The sequence below is a fragment of the Pseudomonas viciae genome (assembly GCF_004786035.1).
Classification (GTDB): Bacteria; Pseudomonadota; Gammaproteobacteria; order Pseudomonadales; family Pseudomonadaceae; genus Aquipseudomonas; species Aquipseudomonas viciae.
Map to the genome: position 1 here is coordinate 2,968,348 of NZ_CP035088.1, position 22,396 is coordinate 2,990,743.

A 22,396-nucleotide genomic window follows, 5' to 3' on the forward strand; every position below is an offset into this window, starting at 1 on the left:
TGATAGGATTGTCCGCAATTGATCGCCTTGGTTGCGATCCTCACTTGGAGAGCACTCACATGAAACTGCTGCACATCGATTCGAGCATCCTCGGCGACCACTCTGCCTCCCGCCAATTGAGCCGCGAAGTGGTTGAAGCCTGGAAAGCCGCTGAGCCACAAACCGTGGTGACCTACCGGGATCTGGCCGCTGACGCCATCAGCCATTTCTCCGCCCAGACCCTGGTCGCCGCCGGCACCAGCGCTGAACTGCGCGATGCCGCCCTGCAGCACGAGGCCGATCTCAGCGCCGCCACGATGGCCGAGTTCCAGGCCGCCGACGCCGTGGTGATCGCTGCGCCCATGTACAACTTCAGCATTCCGACCCAACTCAAGGCCTGGATCGACCGCATCGCCGTGGCCGGCCAGACATTCCGCTACACCGAAGCCGGCTTCGAAGGCCTGTGCGGCGGCAAGAAACTGGTGATCGTGTCCACCGCAGGCGGCCTGCATGCTGGTCAGCCGAGCGGCGTCGGCCATGAGGATTACCTGAAAGTGATGTTTGGTTTCCTTGGCATCACTGACATCGAGTTCGTCCGTGCCGAAGGGCTGGCCAAGGGTGACGAGATGCGCATCAAGGGCATGAGCCAAGCCCAGTCGCAGATCAGCGAACAGTTCGCCGCTGCGTAAGGCTTGTGTAAAAACACCAGGCCCTTCGGGCAAGCTTGGTAAAACTCTGTATTCTGGTCGTCATGGACGGTCAGGGTGCGGAGTTTTTCCGCGTCTGGCATCAGGCTTTGTGGCGCAGGTTATGCACGGCCACAGCGGCGAGCGGCAGGGGACCCTGTCGGCTGGTGAGGATGGAACATTCGATGACACGTCTTGGTGCAGGGCTACTGCTTTGCTTGTTCGCCAGCCTGGGTTCAGTGCAGGCCGCATCGGCACCGCATCCGCATTGGAGCGCTGGTTTTCATGAGCTGAGCTTTCTCGATCCGCTGGATCGGCAACCGATGCATGCCTTCGCTTTTTATCCGTCCACCGCCAGGGAGCAGTCCAGCCTGCTCGATGGCTACCAGATCGATGCTGCGCCAGATGCCAAAATTGCTATCGGCCGCTTTCCGCTGTTGATGCTCTCCCACGGCAACACCGGCACACCGCTGGCCCTGCATGACCTGGCCACCTCGCTGGCGCGCCAGGGCTTCGTGGTGGTAGCGGTGATTCATCCCGGCGACAACGCCCAGGATCACAGCCGGCTCGGGACCTTGAGCAATCTGTATGGCCGGCCGATCCAGATTTCCGAAGCCATTACCGCGACGTTGAACGACCCGATGCTCTCGCCCTTTGTTAATGCGGAGCAGGTTGGGGTGATCGGCTATTCGGCCGGTGGCGAGACGGCGTTGATCCTGTCGGGCGCCACGCCAGACCTCAATCGCCTGCGCCGCTACTGTCAGGAACGGCCGGACGATCGTGATGCCTGCAATACCCAAGGCGAATTGATTGCCGACCGCGACGACCTGTCCCCGGTGGCCGACCCCAGGGTCCGGGCATTGTTGCTCATGGCGCCGTTGAGCCTGAAATTTGGCCGCCACACCCTGGCCGAGGTCCATGTGCCGGTGCTGTTGTACAGCGGCGACGGCGACAAGCTGGTGGCTTTCGATAAAAACGCCGCCGCCTTGGCCCGCAAGCTGCCTACCGCACCGGATTTCAAGACGCTGGCCGGAGCGGGGCACTTTGTCTTCCTGGCCCCGTGTACTGAAGAGCAGATCGCCGCGATGCCGGCGTTGTGCACCGACGCTGACGGTGTCGACCGCAAGGACATCCACCGCACCATGATTTCCGAGGCCAGCCGCTTCTTCGGCGAGGCCTTGGGCAAGCCGACCCGGGCGGGGATGAGGACGGCCGATCAATAATGGGCGTTTGTCGCTTGGCGACGTAGCAGCAGGGTCAGGCCCAGCCCGCTGACCGACAGCAACGCGGCACAGAAGAAGATCGACGAATAGCCCAGGTTCAATGCCACCGCGCCCATCAGCGGGCCGGCAATCGCCAGCGCCAGGTCAAAGAACACCGCATAGGCGCTCAATCCCGCGCCACGGCTGGTGTTTGGCACTTGCTTGATCGCTTCCACCCCCAGTGCGGGGTACACCAGCGACAGCCCGAAGCCCGCCAGCCCCGCGCCGATCAGCGCGACCGCGGTGTTCGGCGCCAGCCAAAGCAATACCAGCCCCAGGGTTTCGATGCTCATGCAGGCAATGGCCGAGCTGAAGCCGCCGAAGCGGGCGATGCTGGAGATGAATATCAACCGCGCCAGGATGAAGCAGACGCCGAAAACCGTCAGGCACCAGGCCGCTCCGGTCCAGCCGCGGCTGATATAGAAGAGCGTGATGAACGTGGTGAGTGTGCCGTAGCCGATCGAGGCCAGGCACAGGCTCGCTCCGTATGGCGCAATGCGCCCGAACACCGCCCAGAAGGGCAAGCGCTCGCCACGAATGACCGGCACCGACGGTTTGTTGCGAATCATCAACAGCGCTATGCCGGCCAGCATCGACAGGGCGATGCCCAGGCTGGCGAAGCCCAGCTCGCCGACCATCACCACCCCCAGTGGCGCGCCGATGGCGATGGCCCCGTAAGAGGCGATGCCATTCCAGGAAATCGAGCGGGCGGTGTGTTCCACGCCCACCTGGCCCATGCACCAACTGATGGTGCCCACGCCAATCAGCCCCTGGGCCACGCCGAGCAGCAATCGGCCGGCAATCAGAATCAGCAGGCTGGTTAGAGGGAAGCTTTGCAGCAGGGTCGAGATCAGCGTCAGCACACCGCTGAGTACAATCCCCGATAACCCGTAGACGATCGCCCGCTTGGTGCCAACGCTGTCCGACAACCGCCCGGCCATGGGGCGGCTGAGCAGGGTCGCCAGATACTGTGAGCCAATGGTCAGCCCGGCCACCACTGCACTGAAACCCAGCTGCTCGTGGACATACCCGGGCAGAACCGCAATCGGCAGGCCGATGCAGAGGAAGGCGATGAAGGTATAGAACACAATGGAGACGATCTGCAGGGTGATCGACAGGGAGCTGGGGGCAGATGAGGGCGTTGGCATGGGGCTCGTTCGCGGGCAGCGGTAGGAGAGCCTCATCATGGCGCGAGGTGGGGATAAAAGAAAGCAGGCTAACGGTTTGCATTGGTGGAGAATGTGCCGCCGCCATCGCGAGCAAGCTCGCTCCCACAGGTTTTTACCCTTGGAAGACAAAAAGCCCTGTCACAACGGACAGGGCTTTCACGTGCAGCGTGCAGCTAAGGGCGGTGCTTAGAACACCACACCCTGACTGCGCAGGTAGTCATCATAGGTGCCGCTGAAGTCGACCACGCCGTCCGCGCTCAGCTCGATGATACGGGTGGCCAGGGACGAAACGAACTCACGGTCATGGCTGACGAAGATCAGCGTGCCCGGGTAGTTTTCCAGCGCCAGGTTCAGCGCTTCGATGGATTCCATGTCCAAGTGGTTGGTCGGTTCGTCCATCACCAGCACGTTCGGTTTTTGCAGGATCAGCTTGCCGAACAGCATGCGACCCTGTTCACCACCGGAAATGACCTTGACCGACTTGAGGATCTCGTCGTTGGAGAACAGCATGCGGCCCAAGGTGCCACGAACCAGTTGTTCGCCACCCTGGGTCCATTGGCCCATCCAGTCGAACAGGTTGACGTCGTCTTCGAAGTCGTGGGCGTGGTCCTGGGCGTAGTAGCCCAGTTCCGCGGCGTCGGTCCATTTCACCGTACCGGCATCCGGTTCCAGTTCATTGACCAGGGTGCGCAGCAAGGTGGTCTTGCCGATGCCGTTCGGGCCAATGATTGCCACGCGCTCGCCGGCTTCGACGGTGAAGCTGAAGTCCTTGAACAGCGGCTTGCCGTCAAAGCCTTTAGCCATGCGCTCGACAATGACCGCCTGGCGGTGCAGCTTTTTGGTCTGCTCGAAACGAATGAACGGGCTGACACGACTCGACGGCTTGACCTCGGCCAGTTGGATCTTGTCGATCTGCTTGGCGCGGGAGGTGGCTTGCTTGGCTTTCGAGGCGTTGGCCGAGAAACGGCTGACGAACGATTGCAGTTCGGATATCTGCGCTTTCTTCTTGGCGTTGTCCGACAGCAACTGCTCGCGGGACTGGGTCGCCACGGTCATGTACTCGTCATAGTTGCCCGGGAACAGGCGCAGCTCGCCGTAGTCCAGGTCCGCCATGTGGGTGCAGACACTGTTCAGGAAGTGACGGTCGTGGGAGATGATGATCATCAGGCTCGAACGCTGGGTCAGCACGTTTTCCAGCCAGCGGATGGTGTTGATATCCAGGTGGTTGGTCGGCTCGTCCAGCAGCAGCACTTCCGGGTCGGAGAACAGCGCCTGGGCCAGCAGTACACGCAGTTTCCAGCCTGGCGATACTTCGCTCATCGGGCCGAAATGCTGCTCGATGCCAATCCCCAGGCCCAGCAGCAGTTCGCCAGCACGGGACTCTGCGGTGTAGCCGTCCATCTCGGCGAATTCGGTTTCCAGCTCGGCCACGGCCATGCCGTCTTCTTCGGTCATTTCCGGCAGCGAATAGATGCGATCGCGCTCGGCCTTGACCTTCCACAGCTCTTCGTGACCCATGATCACGGTGTCGATCACGGTGAATTCTTCGTAGGCGAACTGGTCCTGGCGCAGTTTACCCAGGCGCACGTTCGGCTCGAGCATCACCTGGCCGCCGGACGGCTCGAGGTCACCACCGAGGATTTTCATGAAGGTCGACTTGCCGCAACCGTTGGCGCCGATCAGGCCGTAGCGGTTGCCCGCGCCGAACTTGACCGAGACGTTTTCGAACAGCGGCTTGGCGCCGAACTGCATGGTGATGTTAGCTGTAGAGATCAAAGGTTTATCCTGCGGAACATTCAGAGTAGCTAAGGGTGCGGCAGTACCTGTTCAGTACCTGTTTGCGCAGGGCCCGACCGCGCAAAGGCGTCGCGGTCGCAAGCGCAAGGGTCCATCCGGCATAAGAGGACAGCAGCATACGGAGCGCCTGGCCCGAGTTGACGTGCGCCGAAGCCGGGTTTCCGGTATCGACCAAAGGGGGCGCATGATGTTTGGCGGCGATTGTACTGATATGGCCGCATTAACGATAGGGTATTGCCTGGGCATGACAGTTTTTCACAACTGAAGGATAACTTTCGCTTACAAACTCTGGCTAAAATGCCATCTCACCCGACGCCACCTCCCTTGCCGCTCGGCTGGCCGGGAGAAAGCAGCCTGTTCACTTCTGATTTGTGACGGATTCCGTGAAACTTATCTTTGCCACGATCTACCTTCTGTCCATTGGCTATGTGCACTTGCGTGGGCGCGTGCGGCACAAGTTCGGACGCCAGTTGAGTGATCACTCGTCGTTTCTCGCTCCGATCAACTGCTTGCTCTACCTGTGCTCGAGGTTTCCTAATAAAGCTTTCCTGAGCCCGGCGGATTTCCCGGACCTGAGCCCGTTGCAGACCCATTGGGAAGAAATCCGTGCCGAAGGCCAGCGCCTGCTGCAAGCGGGGGAGATCAAGCGTTCCAATCAGTACGATGACGTCGGCTTCAATTCGTTCTTCAAGACCGGTTGGAAGCGTTTTTACCTGAAGTGGTACGGCGACAGCCATCCTTCGGCCATGAAGCTCTGCCCGCGCACCACCGAGCTGGTGCAGGGCATCGGATCGATCAAGGCGGCAATGTTTGCCGAGTTGCCGCCAGGTTCGAAGTTGGTTCGTCACCGCGACCCGTATGCCGGGTCCTATCGTTATCACTTGGGCCTGGAAACGCCCAACGATGCTGGATGCTACATCAACGTTGATGGCGAGCATTACCATTGGCGTGATGGCGAGGCGGTGATATTCGACGAGACGTTCATTCATTACGCCGAGAACACCACCCCCCATAACCGCATTATTTTGTTCTGTGATGTGGAACGCCCCCTGAAGTTTCGCTGGGCCACAGCGTTCAACCGCTGGTTCAGTCGCACCGTCATGGCCGCCGCCGGTGCGCCCAATGACGCGGGTGACAGGACGGGGGGCTTGAATCGGGCGTTTTCCCGGCTCTACAAGATTCGTCTGCAAGGCAAGGAACTGAAGAAGCGCAACCGCAAGCTGTATTACTTGCAGAAATGGGCGTTCTTTGGTGGTTTGTTGGCAGTCTTCATCTGGATCTGAGCCCACACCCATTGTGCAGGCGCTGGCGAAGCCTGCGATCTTTTGATCTTGAGACTTTTACCAGCGACTCAATGGATTGGGACAAGATCACAACCCAGACGCTTGCCGACCTCGCCATCAACCCCGGGAGGTCTTTGTGGTTTTTTTAGCGGGGGCGGACTTGGTGCTCTTCGCCGGTTTTGCTGCGGGCTTGGCCGGCGACTTGCCTTTGCCGCCCAGGCTGCGCTTGAGCAGTTCGGTGAGGTCGATGACATCGGCGCTCTTGCGTTGCTCTTCGCCCGGGTCGGTTTCCACGGCTTCGAGTCGACCTTCCTTGGCCTTTTTCTCTACCAGTTCCATGATCTTGTCCTGGAAACTGTCGCGGTATTCTTCCGGAGACCAGTCGGCGCTCATGTCTTGCACCAGGCGCTTGGCCATCTCCAGCTCGCCCTTGGCCAGGGTCGGGTGGGTCACTTCATCGCCCAGTTCCAGGATGTCGAGTTCACGCACTTCTGCCGGCCAGCGCAGCATGACCAGGACCAGGGCCGATTCCAGGGGCATGAGGGCGGCCAGATGCTGGCGGGTGTGCAGCACAACCAGGGCCAGGGCCACCTTGTTGCTCTTGATCAGGGTTTCGCGCAGCAAGGCGTAGACCTTGCCGCCACGCTTGTCGGGGGCAAGAAAGTAGGGTGTGTCGATGTTTTGCAGTGGGATTTTCTCGCTGTCGACAAAGGAAAAGATATCGATGGTCTGTGTGGACTTCGGGTGGGCGGAGCGGATTTCCTCTTCGCTGAGCAGCACGTATTGGCCTTTCTGGTATTGGACGCCCTTGACGATGTCTTCCTTGGTGACTTCCTTGCCCGTGACCTTGTTGACCCGCTTGTAGCCCACCGGGTCCATGCTGCGCTTGTCCAACCAGTCGAAATCCACGCCCTGGGAGGCGGTGGCTGACACCAGCGCCACAGGAATGTGGACCAGTCCGAAGCTGATTGCGCCTTTCCAGATTGCCCGTGCCATGGTGCAGTTTTCCTTGCCGATGAGTGTCTCTCTGGTGACCTTGGGGCCTTGGGAAAAGTTTCCACCGCGCGCCGTCTGGCTCATGGCGGGAGCAAGCCCGCTCCCCTCTGTTTTGGAGACGCTTAGTTACATCTTCAGGAGGATCTTTTACTTAACAATGGCGAACCTGCGGCGTAGCGTGTTTTCGATATGCCTGAATCCATGAGGTGTTCCGATGAACAGGCTGATGCTCGCCATCATGACATTACTGCTGACCACCGCTGTTCAGGCTGCAACGCCTGACGCTGGCACCGTGCTCGTGGCTCAGAATCTGCCCGGCAACAACAACCCCTACAACAGCCCGACTCGCCGGGCCAATCCCAATAGCATGCAGGGCACCCGGCCCAACGTGCCGATGATTCACAACAACCCGACGATTGCCGTCCCTCGTCCACCCACCCTGGAAAACGGCGGAATCGGCAATGGCTACCCTCGTTCCGGCCAGCCTGCGGGTTCGCCACGACCTACCATCGAATCCCCAACCCTGCCCAGGAAAACCAACAACGGCGATCGCTAGGCGCTGAACCCTGGCTGTTTCTTTCCACTCCACAGAAGGACGTGTGCATGTTGCGTAAAACACTCTTGGCCACACTCGGCGCCAGCGTTGTTCTGAGCTTTGCTACTCCGGCCTCTGCCGTGCAAACCCAGCAAGTGAAAAGCGAGGAGGGCACCCTGGAGGTGACCACGGTGGTCAAGGGCCTGGAGCACCCTTGGGCGGTGGCGTTCCTGCCGGATCAGCAAGGCATGCTGGTCACGGAGCGATCCGGCAACCTGCGTCTGGTGAGCCCCGCGGGCCAGTTGTCGGCGCCGTTGAGTGGCGTCCCCAAGGTCTGGGCCAGGGGCCAGGGCGGCTTGCTGGATGTGGCGCTGTCACCGGATTTCAAACAGGACCGCACCGTTTACCTGTCCTATGCCGAGGCCGGTGAAGACGGCAAGGCCGGCACTGCTGTGGGCCGTGGGCAGTTGTCGCAAGACTTGAAGACGCTGAACGGCTTCGACGTGATCTTCCGTCAGCAACCCAAACTGTCCACGGGCAACCACTTTGGCTCGCGCCTGGTGTTCGACCGCGAGGGTTACCTGTTCATTACCCTGGGGGAAAACAACGACCGTCCGACGGCCCAGGACCTGGACAAATTGCAAGGCAAGATCGTGCGCCTCTACCCCGACGGCAAGGTGCCGGAGGATAACCCGTTTGTCGGCCAGGAAAACGTAAGACCCGAGATCTGGGCGTACGGCATTCGCAATCCTCAGGGTGCCGCCCTCAACCCCCGCAACGGTACGTTGTGGGAGAACGAACACGGGCCCAAGGGGGGCGATGAGCTGAACATCATCGAGCGTGGCAAGAATTACGGCTGGCCGCTGGCGACTCACGGCGACAACTACTCCGGCGCCCCGATTCCCGAAGCCCAGGGTAAAACGGTCGACGGCACCCTCGGCCCTTACCATGTATGGCAGGTCTCACCGGGGCTCAGCGGCATGGCGTTCTACGACAACGATCGCTTCAAGGCCTGGCAACACAACGTGTTCATCGGTGCGCTGGTTTCCAAGAACCTGATCCGCCTGCAATTCAAGGATGATAAGGTCGTACACGAAGAGCGTTTGCTCGGTGAACTCGATGAACGTATCCGTGACGTTCGCCAAGGGCCGGATGGTTACCTGTATGTGCTGACGGATGAAGGCGATGGGTCGTTGTATAAAGTTGGCCTGAAGTAACTTGTGGCGGAACTAGGCCAGCTGGGTATTTTGGATTGACTTGGCCCCCATCTCCCAGCTAACTTCCAACCATGACTTCCACCGTACTGCGCAGCCAGCCAAGCATTATTACCGCCATTCCTTATTTGGCGGGCTAGCTGACGACTGCACCCAACCCGCCCTAGAGGCGGGTTTTTTCTTTCTGTCTCCAGGGTTCTGCCCCAACCAGGAGACCGCCATGACCGCAACCCCCACCGACCAAGCCCTGCTGGAACACTACGTCAAAAAAATCCTCGCCGCGCCGGTCTACGAATTGGCCGTGCGCACGCCACTGCAAGCGGCCCCTGCGTTGTCCGAAGCCTTGGGCAACCTGATCCTGCTCAAGCGCGAAGATTTGCAGCCGACTTTTTCCTTCAAGATCCGCGGCGCCTACAACAGACTGGTCCAATTGACCCCCGAACAGCGGGCTCGTGGCGTCATCACCGCCTCGGCTGGCAATCATGCCCAGGGCGTGGCGCTGGCGGCGCGGGAGTTGGGGATCTCGGCCACGATCGTCATGCCCTTGACCAGCCCGCAATTGAAGGTGCTCGGCGTACGCAACCGGGGCGCCGAAGCGTTGCTGCACGGGGAGAGTTTTCCGTATGCCCTGGAGTACGCGCTGGACCTGGCCCGGCAGACCGGACGGGAATTCGTGTCGCCTTTCGATGATCCGGATGTGATCGCGGGGCAGGGCACCGTTGCCATGGAAATCCTGCGCCAGCACCCAGGCCGGCTGGATGCGATTTTTGTCCCGGTCGGCGGCGGTGGGCTGATCGCCGGAATTGCGGCGTATGTCAAATACCTGCGACCGGAAGTGCGCATCATTGGTGTCGAATCGCAACACTCCGCCTGTTTGCAGGCGGCGTTGGTGGCCGGGGAGCGGGTGACGCTGCCAAGTGTCGGAACCTTCGCCGATGGTGTGGCCGTGGCGCAGATCGGCGCCCATGGCTTCGAAATCTGCCGTTTCTGCGTCGATGAGGTCATGACCGTCAGCAACGACCAACTTTGCGCGGCGATCAAGGACATCTATGACGACACCCGCTCAATCACCGAACCCTCCGGCGCCCTCGCGGTGGCTGGCATCAAGCAGTACGTGGCCCGAACCGGGGCCCGAGGTCAAACCCTGGTGGCGATCGATTCCGGGGCCAATATCAACTTCGACAGTTTGCGTTATGTGGCCGAGCGTGCGGCGGAGGGCGTGATTTGAGTTTTTACTGCCTGTCACACTTTTTTTGAACGAGGCGACGGATGCCCGCTCCCCCTGCTGCAATAGGGTCTACTCTAGCTTTCGACAGGAGAAAAGCGATTGCAGCTTGCATGGTTTTTTTACCGTTACCTTGCATTCTGCACGACCGGTCCGGCGCCAGGCGAAGCTAAGTATTTGATTTGAGTCAAGCCAGGGCGTCGTGAGTTCAGGCATGTTATTTGCGGGATGATTCAGGAGTTCGCTTAATGGGGCTCATTTATTAGAAACGCCAAAAACGAACGACACGGTATTCGCAGTCCCAGTCCGCATGGAAGAAACGGACGAAAAGAATGCCGCCGTTGTGTACATGAATTGGCCGCCTCAACAGGAGAGAGTTGCCATGTTTTTATCTGCCCTCGAAATGCGAAATATCATTGAAAGCAGCTTGCTGCCCAAGCGCTCGCAATGCACCTTGTCACCCGATTTGTCGATGACCATCAAAATCTACGACGATCATGAAACCGACCGCGTGGCCTTGGTCAAAACGGGCATCGATGCTCAGAAACTCACGGGTTGCCGTGCAATCAACGACCTGATTGCCGAACTGCGCACCGAACTTGACCACAACCAGCACCACAATCCCGTCGGCAATCATTTTCATCAGTTACATCGGATGACCGGGCGTTAAACCACGCGCTCCGTTCAATCACATCAACGCCTGGCCCGGTCATTGTCCGAGCCGGGCGTTGTTTTGTTCGCAATTCGCGGGCTGGAGCCCTCAGCTCAATTGTTGCCGGTAAGGCAGGTCTGGCCCGGTCTTTGCGCAGGTCAGCGCTGCGGCGCGTATCGCGAAATCGAGCATGGCGCTGATCTGATCGCGGGTCAGGGTGTTCAGGCCTTCGACCGAATCCAATTGCTGTTCGGTGAGCCAGGTAATCAATGCGGCCTGGAAGGTGTCGCCCGCGCCCACAGTGTCGGCGATCTTTACCGAGCAGGCGGGCATCGTCCATGTGCCGTGGCGGCGACTGAACACCGTGGCGCCCTGGCCACCGCGGGTCAGGAACACCAGTTGGCAACGGTGCTGCAGCCAGCCATCAATCACTGCTTGCGGTTCAAGCTCGGGGTAGAGCAGGCTCAGGTCTTCGTCGCTCACCTTGATCAGGTCGGCATATTGCACCAGTGTTGCGATCCGCGAGCGCCACAGTTCGATATCTGGCTGCGGGTTGAGGCGCACGTTCGGATCGAGGCTGATCAGACGCTTGCCGCTCTCGCGCTGCACCAGGGCCAGCAGGGTGTCGGCAATCGGCTGGACCACCAGGGAGAACGAGCCGAAATGCAAGCCGCGCACCTCCGGGCCCAACGTCGGCAGGTGAGCCTGGCTCAATTGCCGGTCCGCGCAGCCTTCGCCGCGAAAGCTGTAGTGGGGCGAGCCGTTGGCGCCGACGGCGACCATCGCGAGGGTCGTCGGTGCGTCAAAGTCCATGAGGTATCGGGCGCTGACACCTTCGTTGAGCAGCACTTGCTGCAAGCGTCGGCCAAGGTAGTCGGTGGATAACCCGGCAAACAGTGCGGACTCGACGCCCAGGCGCCGCAACCCTACCGCCACATTGAACGGCGAACCGCCGGCAATGGCCTTGAAGTTCACTTGCGAGGCCGGACCACCCGTCTCGGTTTCACTGAAAAAATCAAATAGCGCTTCACCACACACCAAATACATAGTTTCCCGCTCTCAAAGGGTTGCGACGTGTTGTCGATACTGTTCATACGCTTGTTGGGAGGCCGCGACGTGCTCGGCGATGGGCCGGGTTTCACTGCCCAGGTCAAGCTTGACGCAGCGCTCGCACAGTTCGGCCAGGTGTTCTTGCGTGCCTGAATGGCACCATGCTGCCTGAATCGCCGCGCCCAGGGCAGCGGCCTCGCTCTGTTGGGTGCAGATGACCGTGGTATTCATGATATCGGCGACGATCTGCCGCCACACCGGGCTCTTCGAGCCGCCGCCGATCAGGCGGATACTCTGGGCCTCAAGCCCGTTGGCCCGCAGCAGGTCCAGGCCGTAGCGCAAGCCGAAGGTCGTGCCTTCGACCACGGCGCGGCACAGATTGGCCCGCGTCAGGTTGGTGGTCGTCAGGCCCAGCAGGCTGCCGGTGGCATGGGGCAGGGCGGGAACGCGCTCGCCGTTGAGAAACGGCAGCATGCACACGCCCTCGGCGCCAATCGGGGCCTGGGCCACCAGGGCGTTGAAGGCGGCGATGTCCAGCTCCAGCAACTCGCATATCGCCCCGGTGGCATTGGTCAGGTTCATGGTGCAAATCAGCGGCAGCCAGCCACCGCTGGAAGAGCAGAAGGTCGCCACCGAAGCCTCTGGGCTGACCGCAGGTTCTGCGGCATAGGCGTAGACCGTGCCGGAGGAGCCGAGGCTCATGGTGATCACGCCGGGCTGGATGTTACCGGTGCCGATGGCGCCCATCATGTTGTCGCCGCCACCGCTTGCCACCACCGCATCCGGGTTGATGCCCAGGTGCGCGGCGATGGCCGGGAGAATCCGGCCGACCGGCTGATGGGCCTCGATCAGTTCCGGCAACGCCGCTTGCAAGCGCCCGCTCGGGTCGATGTGCTGCAGCAACGCTACATCCCATTGGCGGGTGCGAACGTTGAAATAACCGGTGCCCGAGGCGTCGCCATATTCGCTGCAATGGCGGCCGGTCAGCCAATGATTCAGGAAGTCGTGGGGCAGCAGGATGCTGTTGATGCGGGCGAAAACCTCAGGATGCTGTTCGCGGGTCCACAACAGCTTGGATACCGTGTAACCGGGGGCGATGACTACACCGAGGCGTTCCAGGGAAGCGTTTTCTCCACCCAGGTGCGCCAGGAGTCGATCGTTTTCAGCGGTGGTTTCGGTGTCGCACCACAGTTTGGCCGGGCGCAGGACCCGGCCTTGCTCATCGAGCAAGACCAGGCCGTGCTGCTGGCCGGAGACGCCAATGCCGAGGATGGCCTGGCCATCGACCCCAGCGGCGGCCAGCGCCTGATGGGTCGCCTGGGTGAACGCGTCCAGCCATTGCTGGGTGTCTTGTTCACGGCATCCGTTGGGGCCGCTGATCATGCTGTGGGCCGCGGCACCCTGGCCCAGGACTTGACCGGTGGTGGTGTCCAGGACAAGCGCCTTGGTGCCTTGGGTGCCGCAGTCGATGCCTAGGAACAGTTGTTGGTTTGCCATAAAAATCCTTGGTCGTCAGATCAATATCCGCAAGAAATAGCCGCTCGGTCAAACAATGCTCAGGCAAACACAAAACCCGTGGCGATGGAGCTTGCTCCCTCGCCACAACGGCAGACCGCAGTTCAGTCCGAGTCAGCCAACACCCGCTCAAGCGTCCGTGTAACGCCGTGCTCGCGCAAGCTGTTGCAGCACCATTCGAATGCTGCCACGAACTCTGGCGAACGGGGGATGGCGGTGCCAAAGATTTCTTCCACTTCGAGCAACCGCTGGGTCACCAGCGCATCGTCAGCCACCAGCGCCTGGCAGAACGCCGCCCGTGGGTCCGGGATCGAATAGGTCAGACCATTCTCGTCCACGCCTTTGAGGTACACGGCCCAGGCCGCCACCACCAGCGCCGCGCGGCGGGTTTGGCCACCGTCGGCAATCAAGCGGTTGATCGTCGGCACGGTGAATTTCGGAAATTTCGACGAACCGTCCGAACACACCCGTTCCAACTGGTCGGCGATGGCCTGGTTGGAGAAACGCGCCACCAGGGTGTTCTTGTAGTCGGTCAGGTCGATGCCGGGTACCGGCGCCAGTTGCGGCGTTACATCCAGGTCCATGTAGGCGCGCATATAGCGCACGAACAGTGGGTCGTTCATGGTCTCGTGGACGAAACGATAGCCCTTGAGGAATCCCAGATACGTCAGCGCCAGGTGACTGCCGTTGAGCAGCTTGATCTTCATCTCTTCGTAGGGTGAAACGTCATCGGTGAACTGCACACCGACCTTTTCCCAGGCCGGGCGTCCGTTGACGAATTTATCTTCCAGCACCCATTGCACGAAGGGTTCGCAGACCACTGGCCAGGCGTCGTCAATGCCGTGTTCGTCATGCAGTTGCAGGCGATGGGCGACACTGGTCATCGGCGTGATGCGGTCGACCATGGCGTTGGGAAAGCTGACGTTGTGGTCGATCCAATGCCCCAGTTCAGCATCGCGCAACGCGGCGAACGCCAGTAATGCCTTGCGGGTTACGGCGCCGTTGTGGGGCAGGTTATCGCAGGACATCAGGGTAAACGCCGGGGTGCCGGCGGCGCGGCGCTTGGCCAGGGCGGCGCAAAGGAAGCCAAATACTGTTTTTGGATCGTCGGGATGGGCCAGGTCGTGCTGGATCTGCGGCAGGTGGGCCATGAACTCGCCGTTGCTGTCGTCGATGCAGTAGCCGCCTTCGGTGATGGTCAGCGAGACAATGCGGATGTGCGGATCGGCGAGTTTGTCGATCAGCGCCTGGGCGCCGTCTTCGGCCAGCAGCATGTCGGCGATGGCGCCGATTACCCGGACTTCGGTGTCGTCGGTATCGCCCAATTCATACAGCGTGAAGAGGTAGTCCTGGCCGGCCAGGTCGTCCCGGGCACGGCGGTCTTCAGCGCGCAAGCCGACGCCGCAGATGGCCCAGTCCAAGTCAGCGCCGGTGTTCATCAGCGCATCGGTGTAGTACGCCTGGTGAGCGCGGTGGAAACCGCCGACCCCAATGTGGGCAATACCCTGGCGAATCTCGCTCAAGGAGTAGGCGGGCAGGGCGATCTCAGGCTTGAGGTGGTGCAGGTTCTGTCGGTTGAGTTTCATCACAAGTCTCGGCAATCAGGCGGCGGCGCGTAGCGCACGGGTGACCGCTACGCCTTCGGCATCGAATAGGTGGCAGTGCTCGGCGTCCAGGTGCAGGCTCAGTTGCTCGCCGAATTGGCTCGCCAGGTCTCCGCGAACGCGCATGGTCAAGGCTTCGCCGGACGCGGTCACGACGTGGCAGAAGGTGTCGCTGCCCAGGCGTTCGCTGACATCGGCGGTGACTTGCAGCGTGCAATCGCCCGGTTGTGCCAGGTTCAGGTGCTCCGGACGAATCCCCAGGGTCACCGCGCCGCCGACGCTCAAGTTGGCCCCGCTCAACGGCAAGCTGATACGGGTTCCGGCGTCCAACAGGACTTCACAACCCTGGCTGTCCAGGCGCGTAACCTTGCCTTTGAGAAAGCCCATTTTCGGCGTGCCGAGGAACCCGGCGACAAACAGATTGGCCGGTTGGTGATACAGCTCCAGCGGCGAGCCGACCTGCTCGATGCGCCCGCCATTGAGCACCACCACCTTGTCGGCCAGGGTCATGGCTTCGACCTGGTCGTGGGTCACGTAGATCATGGTCGCTTGCAACTCCTTGTGCAGCCGGGCCAGTTCCAGGCGCATCTGTACGCGAAGGGCGGCGTCAAGGTTGGACAAGGGTTCGTCGAACAGGAAGATTTTCGGGTTGCGCACGATGGCCCGGCCAATTGCCACACGCTGGCGCTGGCCGCCAGACAGTTGCTTGGGCTTACGCTCGAGCATTGGCCCCAGTTCGAGGATGCGTGCCGCTTCGTTGACCTTCTTCTCGACCTCGGCCTTGGGCACGCCGGCCAGGTCCAGGGCGAAGGACATGTTCTTGCGCACGCTCATGTGCGGGTACAGGGCGTAGGTCTGGAACACCATCGCCAGGTCGCGTTTGGCCGGGCTGACTTCGGTGATGTCCCGGCCGTCCAGTTCGATGGTGCCGTCGCTGACTTCTTCCAGGCCGGCAATCAGCCGCAGCAGCGTGGATTTGCCACAGCCCGACGGGCCGACGAAAACCACGAATTCCTTGTCGTTCACTTCCAGGTCGATGCCTTTGATGATGGAAAAGCCTTCGAAGCCTTTTTGCAGGTTCTTGATTTTCAGGTTGGCCATGATGATGGGCCTCCACTTCTGAGTAGTGTGTAGAGCGCGTTATTTCACGGCGCCAAAGGACAAACCGCGCACCAGCTGTTTCTGGCTGATCCAGCCAAAAATCAGGATCGGCGCGCAGGCCAGGGTCGAGACGGCCGACAATTTGGCCCAGAACAGACCTTCGGGGCTTGAGTAAGAGGCGATCAATGCCGTCAGTGGCGCGGCTTTGGACGATGTGAGGTTCAGTGACCAGAAGGCCTCGTTCCAGCACAGGATCAGCGACAGCAGCACGGTGGACGCCAGGCCACCCTTGGCAATCGGCAGCAGCACGCGGACCATTTCCTGCCACAGCGTGGCGCCATCCAGACGCGCGGCTTCGAGGATGTCGCGGGGAATGTCCTTGAAGTAGGTGTAAATCATCCAGACCACAATCGGCAGGTTGATCAACGTGTAGATGATGATCAGCGCTATCCGGGTGTCCAACAGGCCAAAACTCTTGGCCAGCAGGTAGATCGGCATCAGCACGCCTACCGGTGGCAGCATCTTGGTGGAGAGCATCCACAGCAGCGTGCCTTTGGTGCGCTGGGTTTCGTAGAACGCCATGGAGTAGGCCGCCGGCACCGCGATCAGCAGGCACAGGGCGGTGGCACTGAAGGAAATCACCACCGAGTTCCAGGCAAAACTGAAGTAGTCGCTGCGCTCGTTGATGTGCAGGTAGTTTTCCAGCGTCGGGGTGAAGATGAATTGCGGTGGTGTGGCGAAGGCATCGATTTCGGTCTTGAAACTGGTCAGCACCATCCAGAAGATCGGGAAGAAAATCAGGATCGCGATGGCCCAGGCCAGTGTGCCCAGCAGCAGGCTTTGCAGCCGGCGGGATTGTTGAAGAGTCATGGCGGCGGCCTCAGTGCTTGTCGGTGAGGTTTTTGCCGATCATCCGGACAAGGATGATGGCGGCGATGTTGGCGATGACCACGGCAATCAGGCCACCGGCCGACGCCATGCCGACGTCGAACTGCACCAGCGCCTGGTTGTAGATCAGGTAGGCGAGGTTGGTCGAGGCGTAGCCAGGGCCACCGTTGGTGGTGGTGAAAATCTCGGCGAACACCGACAGCAGGAAAATCGTCTCGATCATCAGTACCACGGCAATCGGGCGGGCCAGGTGCGGCAAGGTCAGGTGCCAGAAAATCGCGATGGGACCGGCGCCATCCAGGCGCGCGGCTTCTTTCTGCTCCTGGTCGAGGGACTGCATGGCGGTCATCAGGATCAGGATCGCGAAGGGCAACCATTGCCAGGACACAATGATGATGATCGACAGCAGCGGGTAATGGGCCAGCCAGTCCACCGGTTGCGCGCCGAACAGTTTCCACACCGAGGCGAGGATCCCCGAGACCGGGTGGAAAATCAGGTTCTTCCAGATCAGCGCGCCCACGGTGGGCATGATGAAGAAGGGCGAGATCAACAGTACACGTACGATGCCGCGACCGAAAAACTCACTGGCCTCCAGCAGCGCGCTGATCAACACCCCGAGCACGATACTGATCAGCAACACGCTGCCCACCAGCAACAGGGTGTTGGTGGCGCCGGGCATGAAACCCGAATCGGTGAGGAAATAAGTGAAATTCTCCAGTCCCACGAATTCGTTTTCGCCGGGATAGAGCAGGTTGTAGCGGATCAGCGAGAAATAGACGGTCATGCCCAGCGGCACGATCATCCACAGCAGCAATAAGGCGACCGAAGGGCTGACCAGGAACCAGCCGGGGTTGGCCAGGCGGAGCTTGCGCGCCGGTGGGGCGATCTCGATGGGTGCTTTGGCGGTTGTCGTTGAACTATTCATGGCATTGAACCGATTTTGTGCAGGCCTACGAAAATCCCCTGTGGGAACGGGCTTGCTCGCGAATAGAGCAGCACATCCAACATCAATGTGACTGACAGATCGCTTTCGCGAGCAAGCCCGCTCCCACAAAAGGAAGAGCGGCGGCGCGGGTTACTTGGGATACCCAGCGCGTTTCATCTCGCGTTCGGTGGTGGACTGCGCGGCGGTCAACGCCTGGTCCACGGTCTGCTGGCCGGTCAGCGCGCCCGCAAAGAATTTGCCTACCTGGGTGCCGATGGCCTGGAACTCGGGAATGGTCACCAACTGGATGCCGATGTAGGGCACAGGTTTGAGGGTTGGCGCTTTCGGGTCGGCGACTTTCAACGATTCCAGGGTCACCTTGGCAAACGGCGCGGCCTTCATGTAGTCGTCGCTGTAGGTCGAGGTGCGTGTTCCTGGCGGTACGTTGGCAATGCCGTCGGTCTTGGCGACCAATTGGCCGTACTCCTTGGAAGTCGCCCACGTGGTAAAGACCGTGGCGGCGTCCTTGGCTTTGGAACTGGTGGGGATGGCCAGCGACCAGGAGTACATCCACGAGGTGCCTTTGTCGGTTTTTTCGTGGGGGGCGAAGGTGAATCCAACGTGATCGGCCACCTTGCTCTGGGTCTTGTCGGTGACGAACGAACCGGCGACGCTGGCATCGACCCAGATCGCGCATTTGCCGCTGTTGAACAGCGCCAGGTTTTCGTTGAAACCGTTGCTGGAAGCACCCGGCGGGCCGGATTTCTTCATGTTGTCGACGTAGAAGTTGAGTGCGTCTTTCCACTCGGGCCCATTGAATTGCGGCTGCCACTTCTCATCGAACCAGCGCGCGCCATAACCGTTGGCCAGGGTGGTGATGAGCGCCATATTCTCGCCCCAACCGGCTTTGCCCCGCAGGCACAGGCCATATTGTTCCTTGCTCTTGTCGGTGAGTTTTTCTGCGAACTCACCGATCTGGGTCCAGGTCGGGTGTTCGGGCATGGTCAGCCCGGCATTCTTGAACAGGTCGGTGCGGTAATACGTGATCGAACTTTCGGCATAGAACGGCAGGGCGTAGAGCGTGCCTTTGACTGACAGACCTTCGCGTACCGATGGGAATATATCGTCGAGGGCGTAACTGGCCGGCAGATCCTTCATCGGCTCCAGCCAGCCCTTGGCGCCCCAGAGTGCGGCTTCGTACATGCCAATGGTCAGCACGTCGAACTGGCCGCCCTGGGTGGCGATGTCGGTGGTCAGGCGCTGGCGCAGCACGTTTTCTTCGAGCACCACCCAGTTCAGCTTGATATCCGGGTGCTCGGCCTCGAAGGTTTTCGAGAGCTTTTGCATGCGGATCATGTCGCTATTGTTGACGGTGGCAATGGTGAGGGTCTGTGCGCCGAAACTGACGCTGCTGAGGGTCATGCAGGTGGAGACAAGCAGAGCTTTTACCGAAGGTTTCATCGCGCACTCCTTTTCCGCGCCCGGAAGGCTGCAGAAGGACAGTTATTGTTTTTGTGTCTTCCGAATGAAGGGAAGAATGTGCGCTGATTACAGCCCTCTATGGACGGCGTGACAAATCATCCGTCGCACTTATGCTGATACTTTTTTGCACTGATGAAGATTCAGGCCAAACAAAGAACCCCGTGGCGAGGGGATTTATCTCCGCTTTGTGGGAGCAAGCTTTGCTCCCACATAAATCCCGCCACAGGATCATTCGAGCGTGTCAGCCCTGGTTCTGCTCGGTCAAGCGCTGTACCGCCAGCCGCCGGTAGTGGGAAGGGGTCATGCCCTTGAGCTGCTGGAAACGCCGGTTGAAGTTGGAGATGTTGTTGAAACCGGATTCAAAGCACACGTCCGTCACCGGTTTATCGCCATCGGCCAGCAATTCGCAGGATTTGCTGATGCGCAGCCGATTGACGAATTCGATGAAACACCGCCCGGTGGCCTGTTTGAACACCCGGCTGAAGTAGGTGGGTTTCATGCCCAGGTGCTCGGCGACTTCTTCCAGGGACAGTTCCCGGGCGTAATGGGCGAAAATGTAATCCACCGCCCGGTTGGTGCGGTCGATGCTGTGTTCGTCCGCCGTTTGCGGGGCCGTGGCGCCGGAGAGCAGTTGATAGTCATCCGTGGCGGCCAGCAGCTCCATCAGAATGAAAAAATGCCCCAGGCGGCTCATGCCCCGGGAGTCGGCGATGCGCTGCATCAGGATCATGGCCTGGCGGATGGTGCGCTTGCAGCGAAATTCGATACCGTACTGGGCGCGTTCAAGCAGCGGCGCGACGGTCTTGAGCTCGGCAAACACTTGATGGCCGCTTTCGAACAATTCGTCGGTGAAATTCACCAGCATGTCGCGCTTGGGCACCACTTCGTCTTCGGCCACCTGGCTGATCCAGTTGTGGGGCAGGTTGGGGCCGGTGAGAAACAGCGACTGCGGATAGAAGTTGCCGATGTAATCGCCAATGAACACCTTGCCGGAACTGGCGACGATCAGGTGCAGCTCGTATTCCTTGTGGAAATGCCAACGCACCAGTGGGCAGGGGAAACCGTGCTGACGGTAGATGATGGACAGCCCGTTATGGTCGTCCATCAACTCGTAGGAAGGATCGGTGATTCGCGCTGTTCGGGTCATGTGCCTGACGTCTTTTGTTGTTATCGCCGCTGAATAATGCCCCCATCGCCGCACAGGTGCCACCCTGATTGGGGAGGTGGCACTTACGCCCCTAGGCGTTGCGATTCTTTTCTTCGATCCACTGGGACATGTATTGGGTGCTCTTGTGCTGGTGGTGACGCAGCATGCTGCCGGTGAAATTGTCCCGGCGTCGTTGCGCAAGCTCGGCCCGGCAGGCCGTGATGCTTTCAATCAGCGCCGGGCCGTGTACCTGACGCTGGTAACGGTTCGCCAGCAAGGCCAGGCCGGCATCCTGGGCCTCGGTCCAGCGCACCGGGTCGCTGTACAACTGCACGGCGGCGCGGGCGATGTCTTCGGCGCTTTGGGCAATCGACCCGGGCCAGGGCAGTTCGCCGTACATGGCCTCGGCGCCGATGGGCGTGGTGACGTTGGGCGTGCCGCAGAGCATGGATTCGATCAGTTTGCCCTTGATGCCGGCGCCAAAACGCAAGGGTGCCAGGCAGACCCGTGCCGCCGACATCACCTGCAAGGCGTCTTCGGCCCAGTTCATGATGTGGAAACCCTGGGCCGGGTTGTGCAACGCGGCAGCCTTGGGCGGGGTGTAGGCGCCGTATAGATGCAGTTGCGCACCGGGCAGTTGTTGGCGGATCAGCGGCCAGATGGCGTTTTTCATCCAGAGCACCGCGTCCCAGTTCGGCGCATGGCGGAAGTTGCCGATGCTCAAGAAGTGCGCCCGCTCTTCGAACGGCACGAGTGGTTCACTCGGCAGGTCGAGCATCAACGGGCACCAGAGCAGCAGGCTGCGGGGCAGTTTGAAGTGTTCCACCAGCAGTTCGATTTCAACCTCGGACACCATCAGGTTGAGGTCGCAGCGGTACAGGGCGGCGATTTCCCGCTGGGCCAGGTCGGTGCCGGCCATCAGTGCGAACTCTTCATGCAGGGCCGGGGCAAAAACGTCGCTGAAATCCTGGGAAACGTCATCGACCTTCAAGCGATCCTTCAGGCGCTGATGACGGGCGTGGCGTAGGCTCTGCAGGTCGGAAGTCTCCAGCACGCGCAGGGCGTGCGGGCAGTTTTTCTCGACGCGCCAGCCGAATTGTTCTTCCATCATGAACTGGTCGAACAACACGATATCCGGGGCCAACTCACGGATGAACGCATCGAAACGGCTGCTATTGAGCTCGATCGGCACTTCGCGGATGCCCAGCGCGATCAGGTCGGCGCGGTTTTCGCCTGGGTTTGCGGGGCTGCTGAAGGTGATGTCCCAGCCTTGCCCGAGGAAAGTCTCCAGCAGTTGCATGACGTGTCCACCGGCGGCCGATGAGCGCGGCTCGGGCCAGACATAGCCGATAACCAGGACCTTGGTGGCGGAGGGATGAGGCATGGACGGGCGTTTCCTTGGATTGAATCAGCTTGGAGCGAATCAGGCGCAGTCAAGCAGGGGGCGCCGATAGTGACCAAGAATCCGCCTGGGCTCAAGCCAGAATGCTTTTGACCTTGTCACGCAACTGATCGATGGAGAAGGGCTTGCCGATGACTGCCATGCCTTCGGGTATATCGATGCTTTCGGCATAACCGCTGGCAAACAGGATCGCCAGCCCAGGCCGCACCAGGCAGGCCTGCTTCGCCAACTCACGCCCGTCCATTATCGGCAGGCCGACGTCCGTCATCATCAGGGCGATGGGTTGCTCGTCGTCGCGCAGAAACGCCAATGCCTGTTCACAACCGTCCGCTTCCAACACCTGGTATTCCAGCTCTTCCAGTACGTCGACGATCAACATACGCACAATGTCGTCGTCTTCGACGACCAGAATGGTGGGTTGAGTGGCGGGAGCGGGGATGGACATAGTGGCATTCTCAAAATGGGGTCGGGAAGGGCATAAAAA

The 22,396-nt window shown here is 60.4% G+C and carries 20 protein-coding genes; 7 read left to right on the plus strand and 13 right to left on the minus strand.

What is annotated here, in order from left to right:
• Positions 1–59: 59 nt before the first annotated feature.
• Together EPZ47_RS13555 and EPZ47_RS13560 are read left to right on the plus strand one after the other, a co-directional pair.
• Entirely contained in the window at positions 60–668 is a 609-nt protein-coding gene (locus tag EPZ47_RS13555) for an FMN-dependent NADH-azoreductase (RefSeq protein WP_135845240.1), read from the plus strand.
• 182 nt (positions 669–850) lie between these two features.
• Positions 851–1,888 carry an alpha/beta hydrolase family protein gene (locus tag EPZ47_RS13560; protein WP_135845241.1) on the plus strand — a complete coding sequence of 346 codons (1,038 nt, stop codon included), beginning with the start codon at positions 851–853 and terminating at the stop codon, positions 1,886–1,888.
• Here the strand turns inward: EPZ47_RS13560 and EPZ47_RS13565 are convergent.
• Positions 1,882–3,075 (minus strand): MFS transporter, encoded by a 1,194-nt coding sequence (locus tag EPZ47_RS13565; RefSeq protein WP_135845242.1) that lies wholly within the window; start codon positions 3,073–3,075, stop codon positions 1,882–1,884. The two genes, EPZ47_RS13560 and EPZ47_RS13565, sit on opposite strands and share 7 nt — an antisense overlap.
• A 207-nt stretch (positions 3,076–3,282) precedes the next feature.
• Entirely contained in the window at positions 3,283–4,872 is a 1,590-nt protein-coding gene (locus EPZ47_RS13570) for an ABC-F family ATPase (RefSeq protein WP_003181279.1), read from the minus strand.
• Between the two features lie 404 nt (positions 4,873–5,276).
• Here EPZ47_RS13570 and lpxO point away from each other — a divergent pair, with 404 nt between their 5' ends.
• On the plus strand, positions 5,277–6,176 hold the full coding sequence (lpxO, locus tag EPZ47_RS13575) for a lipid A hydroxylase LpxO (RefSeq protein WP_135845243.1): 900 nt from the start codon (positions 5,277–5,279) through the stop codon (positions 6,174–6,176).
• Between the two features lie 117 nt (positions 6,177–6,293).
• On the opposite strand, the gene ku is transcribed toward lpxO, so the two are convergent.
• Positions 6,294–7,172, minus strand: a complete 879-nt coding sequence (ku, locus tag EPZ47_RS13580; protein ID WP_135845244.1) for a non-homologous end joining protein Ku — start codon at positions 7,170–7,172, stop codon at positions 6,294–6,296.
• A 214-nt stretch (positions 7,173–7,386) separates the two neighbouring features.
• Between ku and EPZ47_RS13585 the strand changes: the two genes are divergently transcribed.
• The 4 genes from EPZ47_RS13585 to EPZ47_RS13600 all read left to right on the plus strand — a co-directional run bounded on the left by EPZ47_RS13585 (position 7,387) and on the right by EPZ47_RS13600 (position 10,816).
• The gene (locus EPZ47_RS13585; protein WP_135845245.1) at positions 7,387–7,728 is read left to right on the plus strand and encodes a hypothetical protein; all 342 of its coding nucleotides are present in this window, start codon (positions 7,387–7,389) and stop codon (positions 7,726–7,728) included.
• A 47-nt stretch (positions 7,729–7,775) separates the two neighbouring features.
• Positions 7,776–8,924: a PQQ-dependent sugar dehydrogenase gene (locus EPZ47_RS13590; protein ID WP_135845246.1), complete on the plus strand. Its 1,149-nt coding sequence runs from the start codon at positions 7,776–7,778 to the stop codon at positions 8,922–8,924.
• A gap of 217 nt (positions 8,925–9,141) precedes the next feature.
• On the plus strand, positions 9,142–10,149 hold the full coding sequence (ilvA, locus tag EPZ47_RS13595; RefSeq protein ID WP_135845247.1) for a threonine ammonia-lyase, biosynthetic: 1,008 nt from the start codon (positions 9,142–9,144) through the stop codon (positions 10,147–10,149).
• 379 nt (positions 10,150–10,528) lie between these two features.
• On the plus strand, positions 10,529–10,816 hold the full coding sequence (locus EPZ47_RS13600; RefSeq protein WP_135845248.1) for a DUF1652 domain-containing protein: 288 nt from the start codon (positions 10,529–10,531) through the stop codon (positions 10,814–10,816).
• A gap of 90 nt (positions 10,817–10,906) precedes the next feature.
• On the opposite strand, the gene EPZ47_RS13605 is transcribed toward EPZ47_RS13600, so the two are convergent.
• The 10 genes from EPZ47_RS13605 to EPZ47_RS13650 all read right to left on the minus strand — a co-directional run bounded on the left by EPZ47_RS13605 (position 10,907) and on the right by EPZ47_RS13650 (position 22,357).
• A complete protein-coding gene (locus EPZ47_RS13605; RefSeq protein WP_135845249.1) occupies positions 10,907–11,845 on the minus strand; it encodes a carbohydrate kinase family protein in 939 nt (312 codons plus the stop codon).
• 12 nt (positions 11,846–11,857) lie between these two features.
• Positions 11,858–13,345, minus strand: coding sequence for a xylulokinase (gene xylB, locus EPZ47_RS13610; protein ID WP_135845250.1), 1,488 nt, complete (start codon positions 13,343–13,345; stop codon positions 11,858–11,860).
• Between the two features lie 122 nt (positions 13,346–13,467).
• Entirely contained in the window at positions 13,468–14,949 is a 1,482-nt protein-coding gene (locus EPZ47_RS13615) for a mannitol dehydrogenase family protein (protein ID WP_135845251.1), read from the minus strand.
• Between the two features lie 15 nt (positions 14,950–14,964).
• Complete coding sequence (locus EPZ47_RS13620) at positions 14,965–16,068, minus strand: ABC transporter ATP-binding protein (protein WP_135845252.1); 1,104 nt, start codon at positions 16,066–16,068, stop codon at positions 14,965–14,967.
• 39 nt (positions 16,069–16,107) lie between these two features.
• Positions 16,108–16,938 carry a carbohydrate ABC transporter permease gene (locus EPZ47_RS13625; RefSeq protein WP_135845253.1) on the minus strand — a complete coding sequence of 277 codons (831 nt, stop codon included), beginning with the start codon at positions 16,936–16,938 and terminating at the stop codon, positions 16,108–16,110.
• Between the two features lie 10 nt (positions 16,939–16,948).
• Positions 16,949–17,881 carry a carbohydrate ABC transporter permease gene (locus EPZ47_RS13630; RefSeq protein WP_135845254.1) on the minus strand — a complete coding sequence of 311 codons (933 nt, stop codon included), beginning with the start codon at positions 17,879–17,881 and terminating at the stop codon, positions 16,949–16,951.
• 150 nt (positions 17,882–18,031) lie between these two features.
• Positions 18,032–19,342: an ABC transporter substrate-binding protein gene (locus EPZ47_RS13635; protein WP_135845255.1), complete on the minus strand. Its 1,311-nt coding sequence runs from the start codon at positions 19,340–19,342 to the stop codon at positions 18,032–18,034.
• 262 nt (positions 19,343–19,604) lie between these two features.
• Positions 19,605–20,510 carry an AraC family transcriptional regulator gene (locus tag EPZ47_RS13640; protein ID WP_135845256.1) on the minus strand — a complete coding sequence of 302 codons (906 nt, stop codon included), beginning with the start codon at positions 20,508–20,510 and terminating at the stop codon, positions 19,605–19,607.
• 91 nt (positions 20,511–20,601) lie between these two features.
• Positions 20,602–21,894, minus strand: a complete 1,293-nt coding sequence (locus tag EPZ47_RS13645; RefSeq protein WP_135845257.1) for a glycosyltransferase — start codon at positions 21,892–21,894, stop codon at positions 20,602–20,604.
• A 91-nt stretch (positions 21,895–21,985) separates the two neighbouring features.
• Positions 21,986–22,357: a response regulator gene (locus EPZ47_RS13650; RefSeq protein WP_135845258.1), complete on the minus strand. Its 372-nt coding sequence runs from the start codon at positions 22,355–22,357 to the stop codon at positions 21,986–21,988.
• Positions 22,358–22,396 lie beyond the last annotated feature (39 nt).

Excerpts from the sequence above, each read along its gene's own strand:
- EPZ47_RS13555 (WP_135845240.1), top strand. The coding sequence starts at position 60 with ATGAAACTGCTGCACATCGATTCGAGCATCCTCGGCGACCACTCTGCC.
- EPZ47_RS13560 (WP_135845241.1), top strand. The coding sequence starts at position 851 with ATGACACGTCTTGGTGCAGGGCTACTGCTTTGCTTGTTCGCCAGCCTG.
- EPZ47_RS13565 (WP_135845242.1), bottom strand. The coding sequence starts at position 3,075 with ATGCCAACGCCCTCATCTGCCCCCAGCTCCCTGTCGATCACCCTGCAG.
- ku (WP_135845244.1), bottom strand. The coding sequence starts at position 7,172 with ATGGCACGGGCAATCTGGAAAGGCGCAATCAGCTTCGGACTGGTCCAC.
- EPZ47_RS13585 (WP_135845245.1), top strand. The coding sequence starts at position 7,387 with ATGAACAGGCTGATGCTCGCCATCATGACATTACTGCTGACCACCGCT.
- EPZ47_RS13590 (WP_135845246.1), top strand. The coding sequence starts at position 7,776 with ATGTTGCGTAAAACACTCTTGGCCACACTCGGCGCCAGCGTTGTTCTG.
- ilvA (WP_135845247.1), top strand. The coding sequence starts at position 9,142 with ATGACCGCAACCCCCACCGACCAAGCCCTGCTGGAACACTACGTCAAA.
- EPZ47_RS13600 (WP_135845248.1), top strand. The coding sequence starts at position 10,529 with ATGTTTTTATCTGCCCTCGAAATGCGAAATATCATTGAAAGCAGCTTG.
- EPZ47_RS13605 (WP_135845249.1), bottom strand. The coding sequence starts at position 11,845 with ATGTATTTGGTGTGTGGTGAAGCGCTATTTGATTTTTTCAGTGAAACC.
- xylB (WP_135845250.1), bottom strand. The coding sequence starts at position 13,345 with ATGGCAAACCAACAACTGTTCCTAGGCATCGACTGCGGCACCCAAGGC.
- EPZ47_RS13615 (WP_135845251.1), bottom strand. The coding sequence starts at position 14,949 with ATGAAACTCAACCGACAGAACCTGCACCACCTCAAGCCTGAGATCGCC.
- EPZ47_RS13620 (WP_135845252.1), bottom strand. The coding sequence starts at position 16,068 with ATGGCCAACCTGAAAATCAAGAACCTGCAAAAAGGCTTCGAAGGCTTT.
- EPZ47_RS13625 (WP_135845253.1), bottom strand. The coding sequence starts at position 16,938 with ATGACTCTTCAACAATCCCGCCGGCTGCAAAGCCTGCTGCTGGGCACA.
- EPZ47_RS13630 (WP_135845254.1), bottom strand. The coding sequence starts at position 17,881 with ATGAATAGTTCAACGACAACCGCCAAAGCACCCATCGAGATCGCCCCA.
- EPZ47_RS13635 (WP_135845255.1), bottom strand. The coding sequence starts at position 19,342 with ATGAAACCTTCGGTAAAAGCTCTGCTTGTCTCCACCTGCATGACCCTC.
- EPZ47_RS13640 (WP_135845256.1), bottom strand. The coding sequence starts at position 20,510 with ATGACCCGAACAGCGCGAATCACCGATCCTTCCTACGAGTTGATGGAC.
- EPZ47_RS13645 (WP_135845257.1), bottom strand. The coding sequence starts at position 21,894 with ATGCCTCATCCCTCCGCCACCAAGGTCCTGGTTATCGGCTATGTCTGG.
- EPZ47_RS13650 (WP_135845258.1), bottom strand. The coding sequence starts at position 22,357 with ATGTCCATCCCCGCTCCCGCCACTCAACCCACCATTCTGGTCGTCGAA.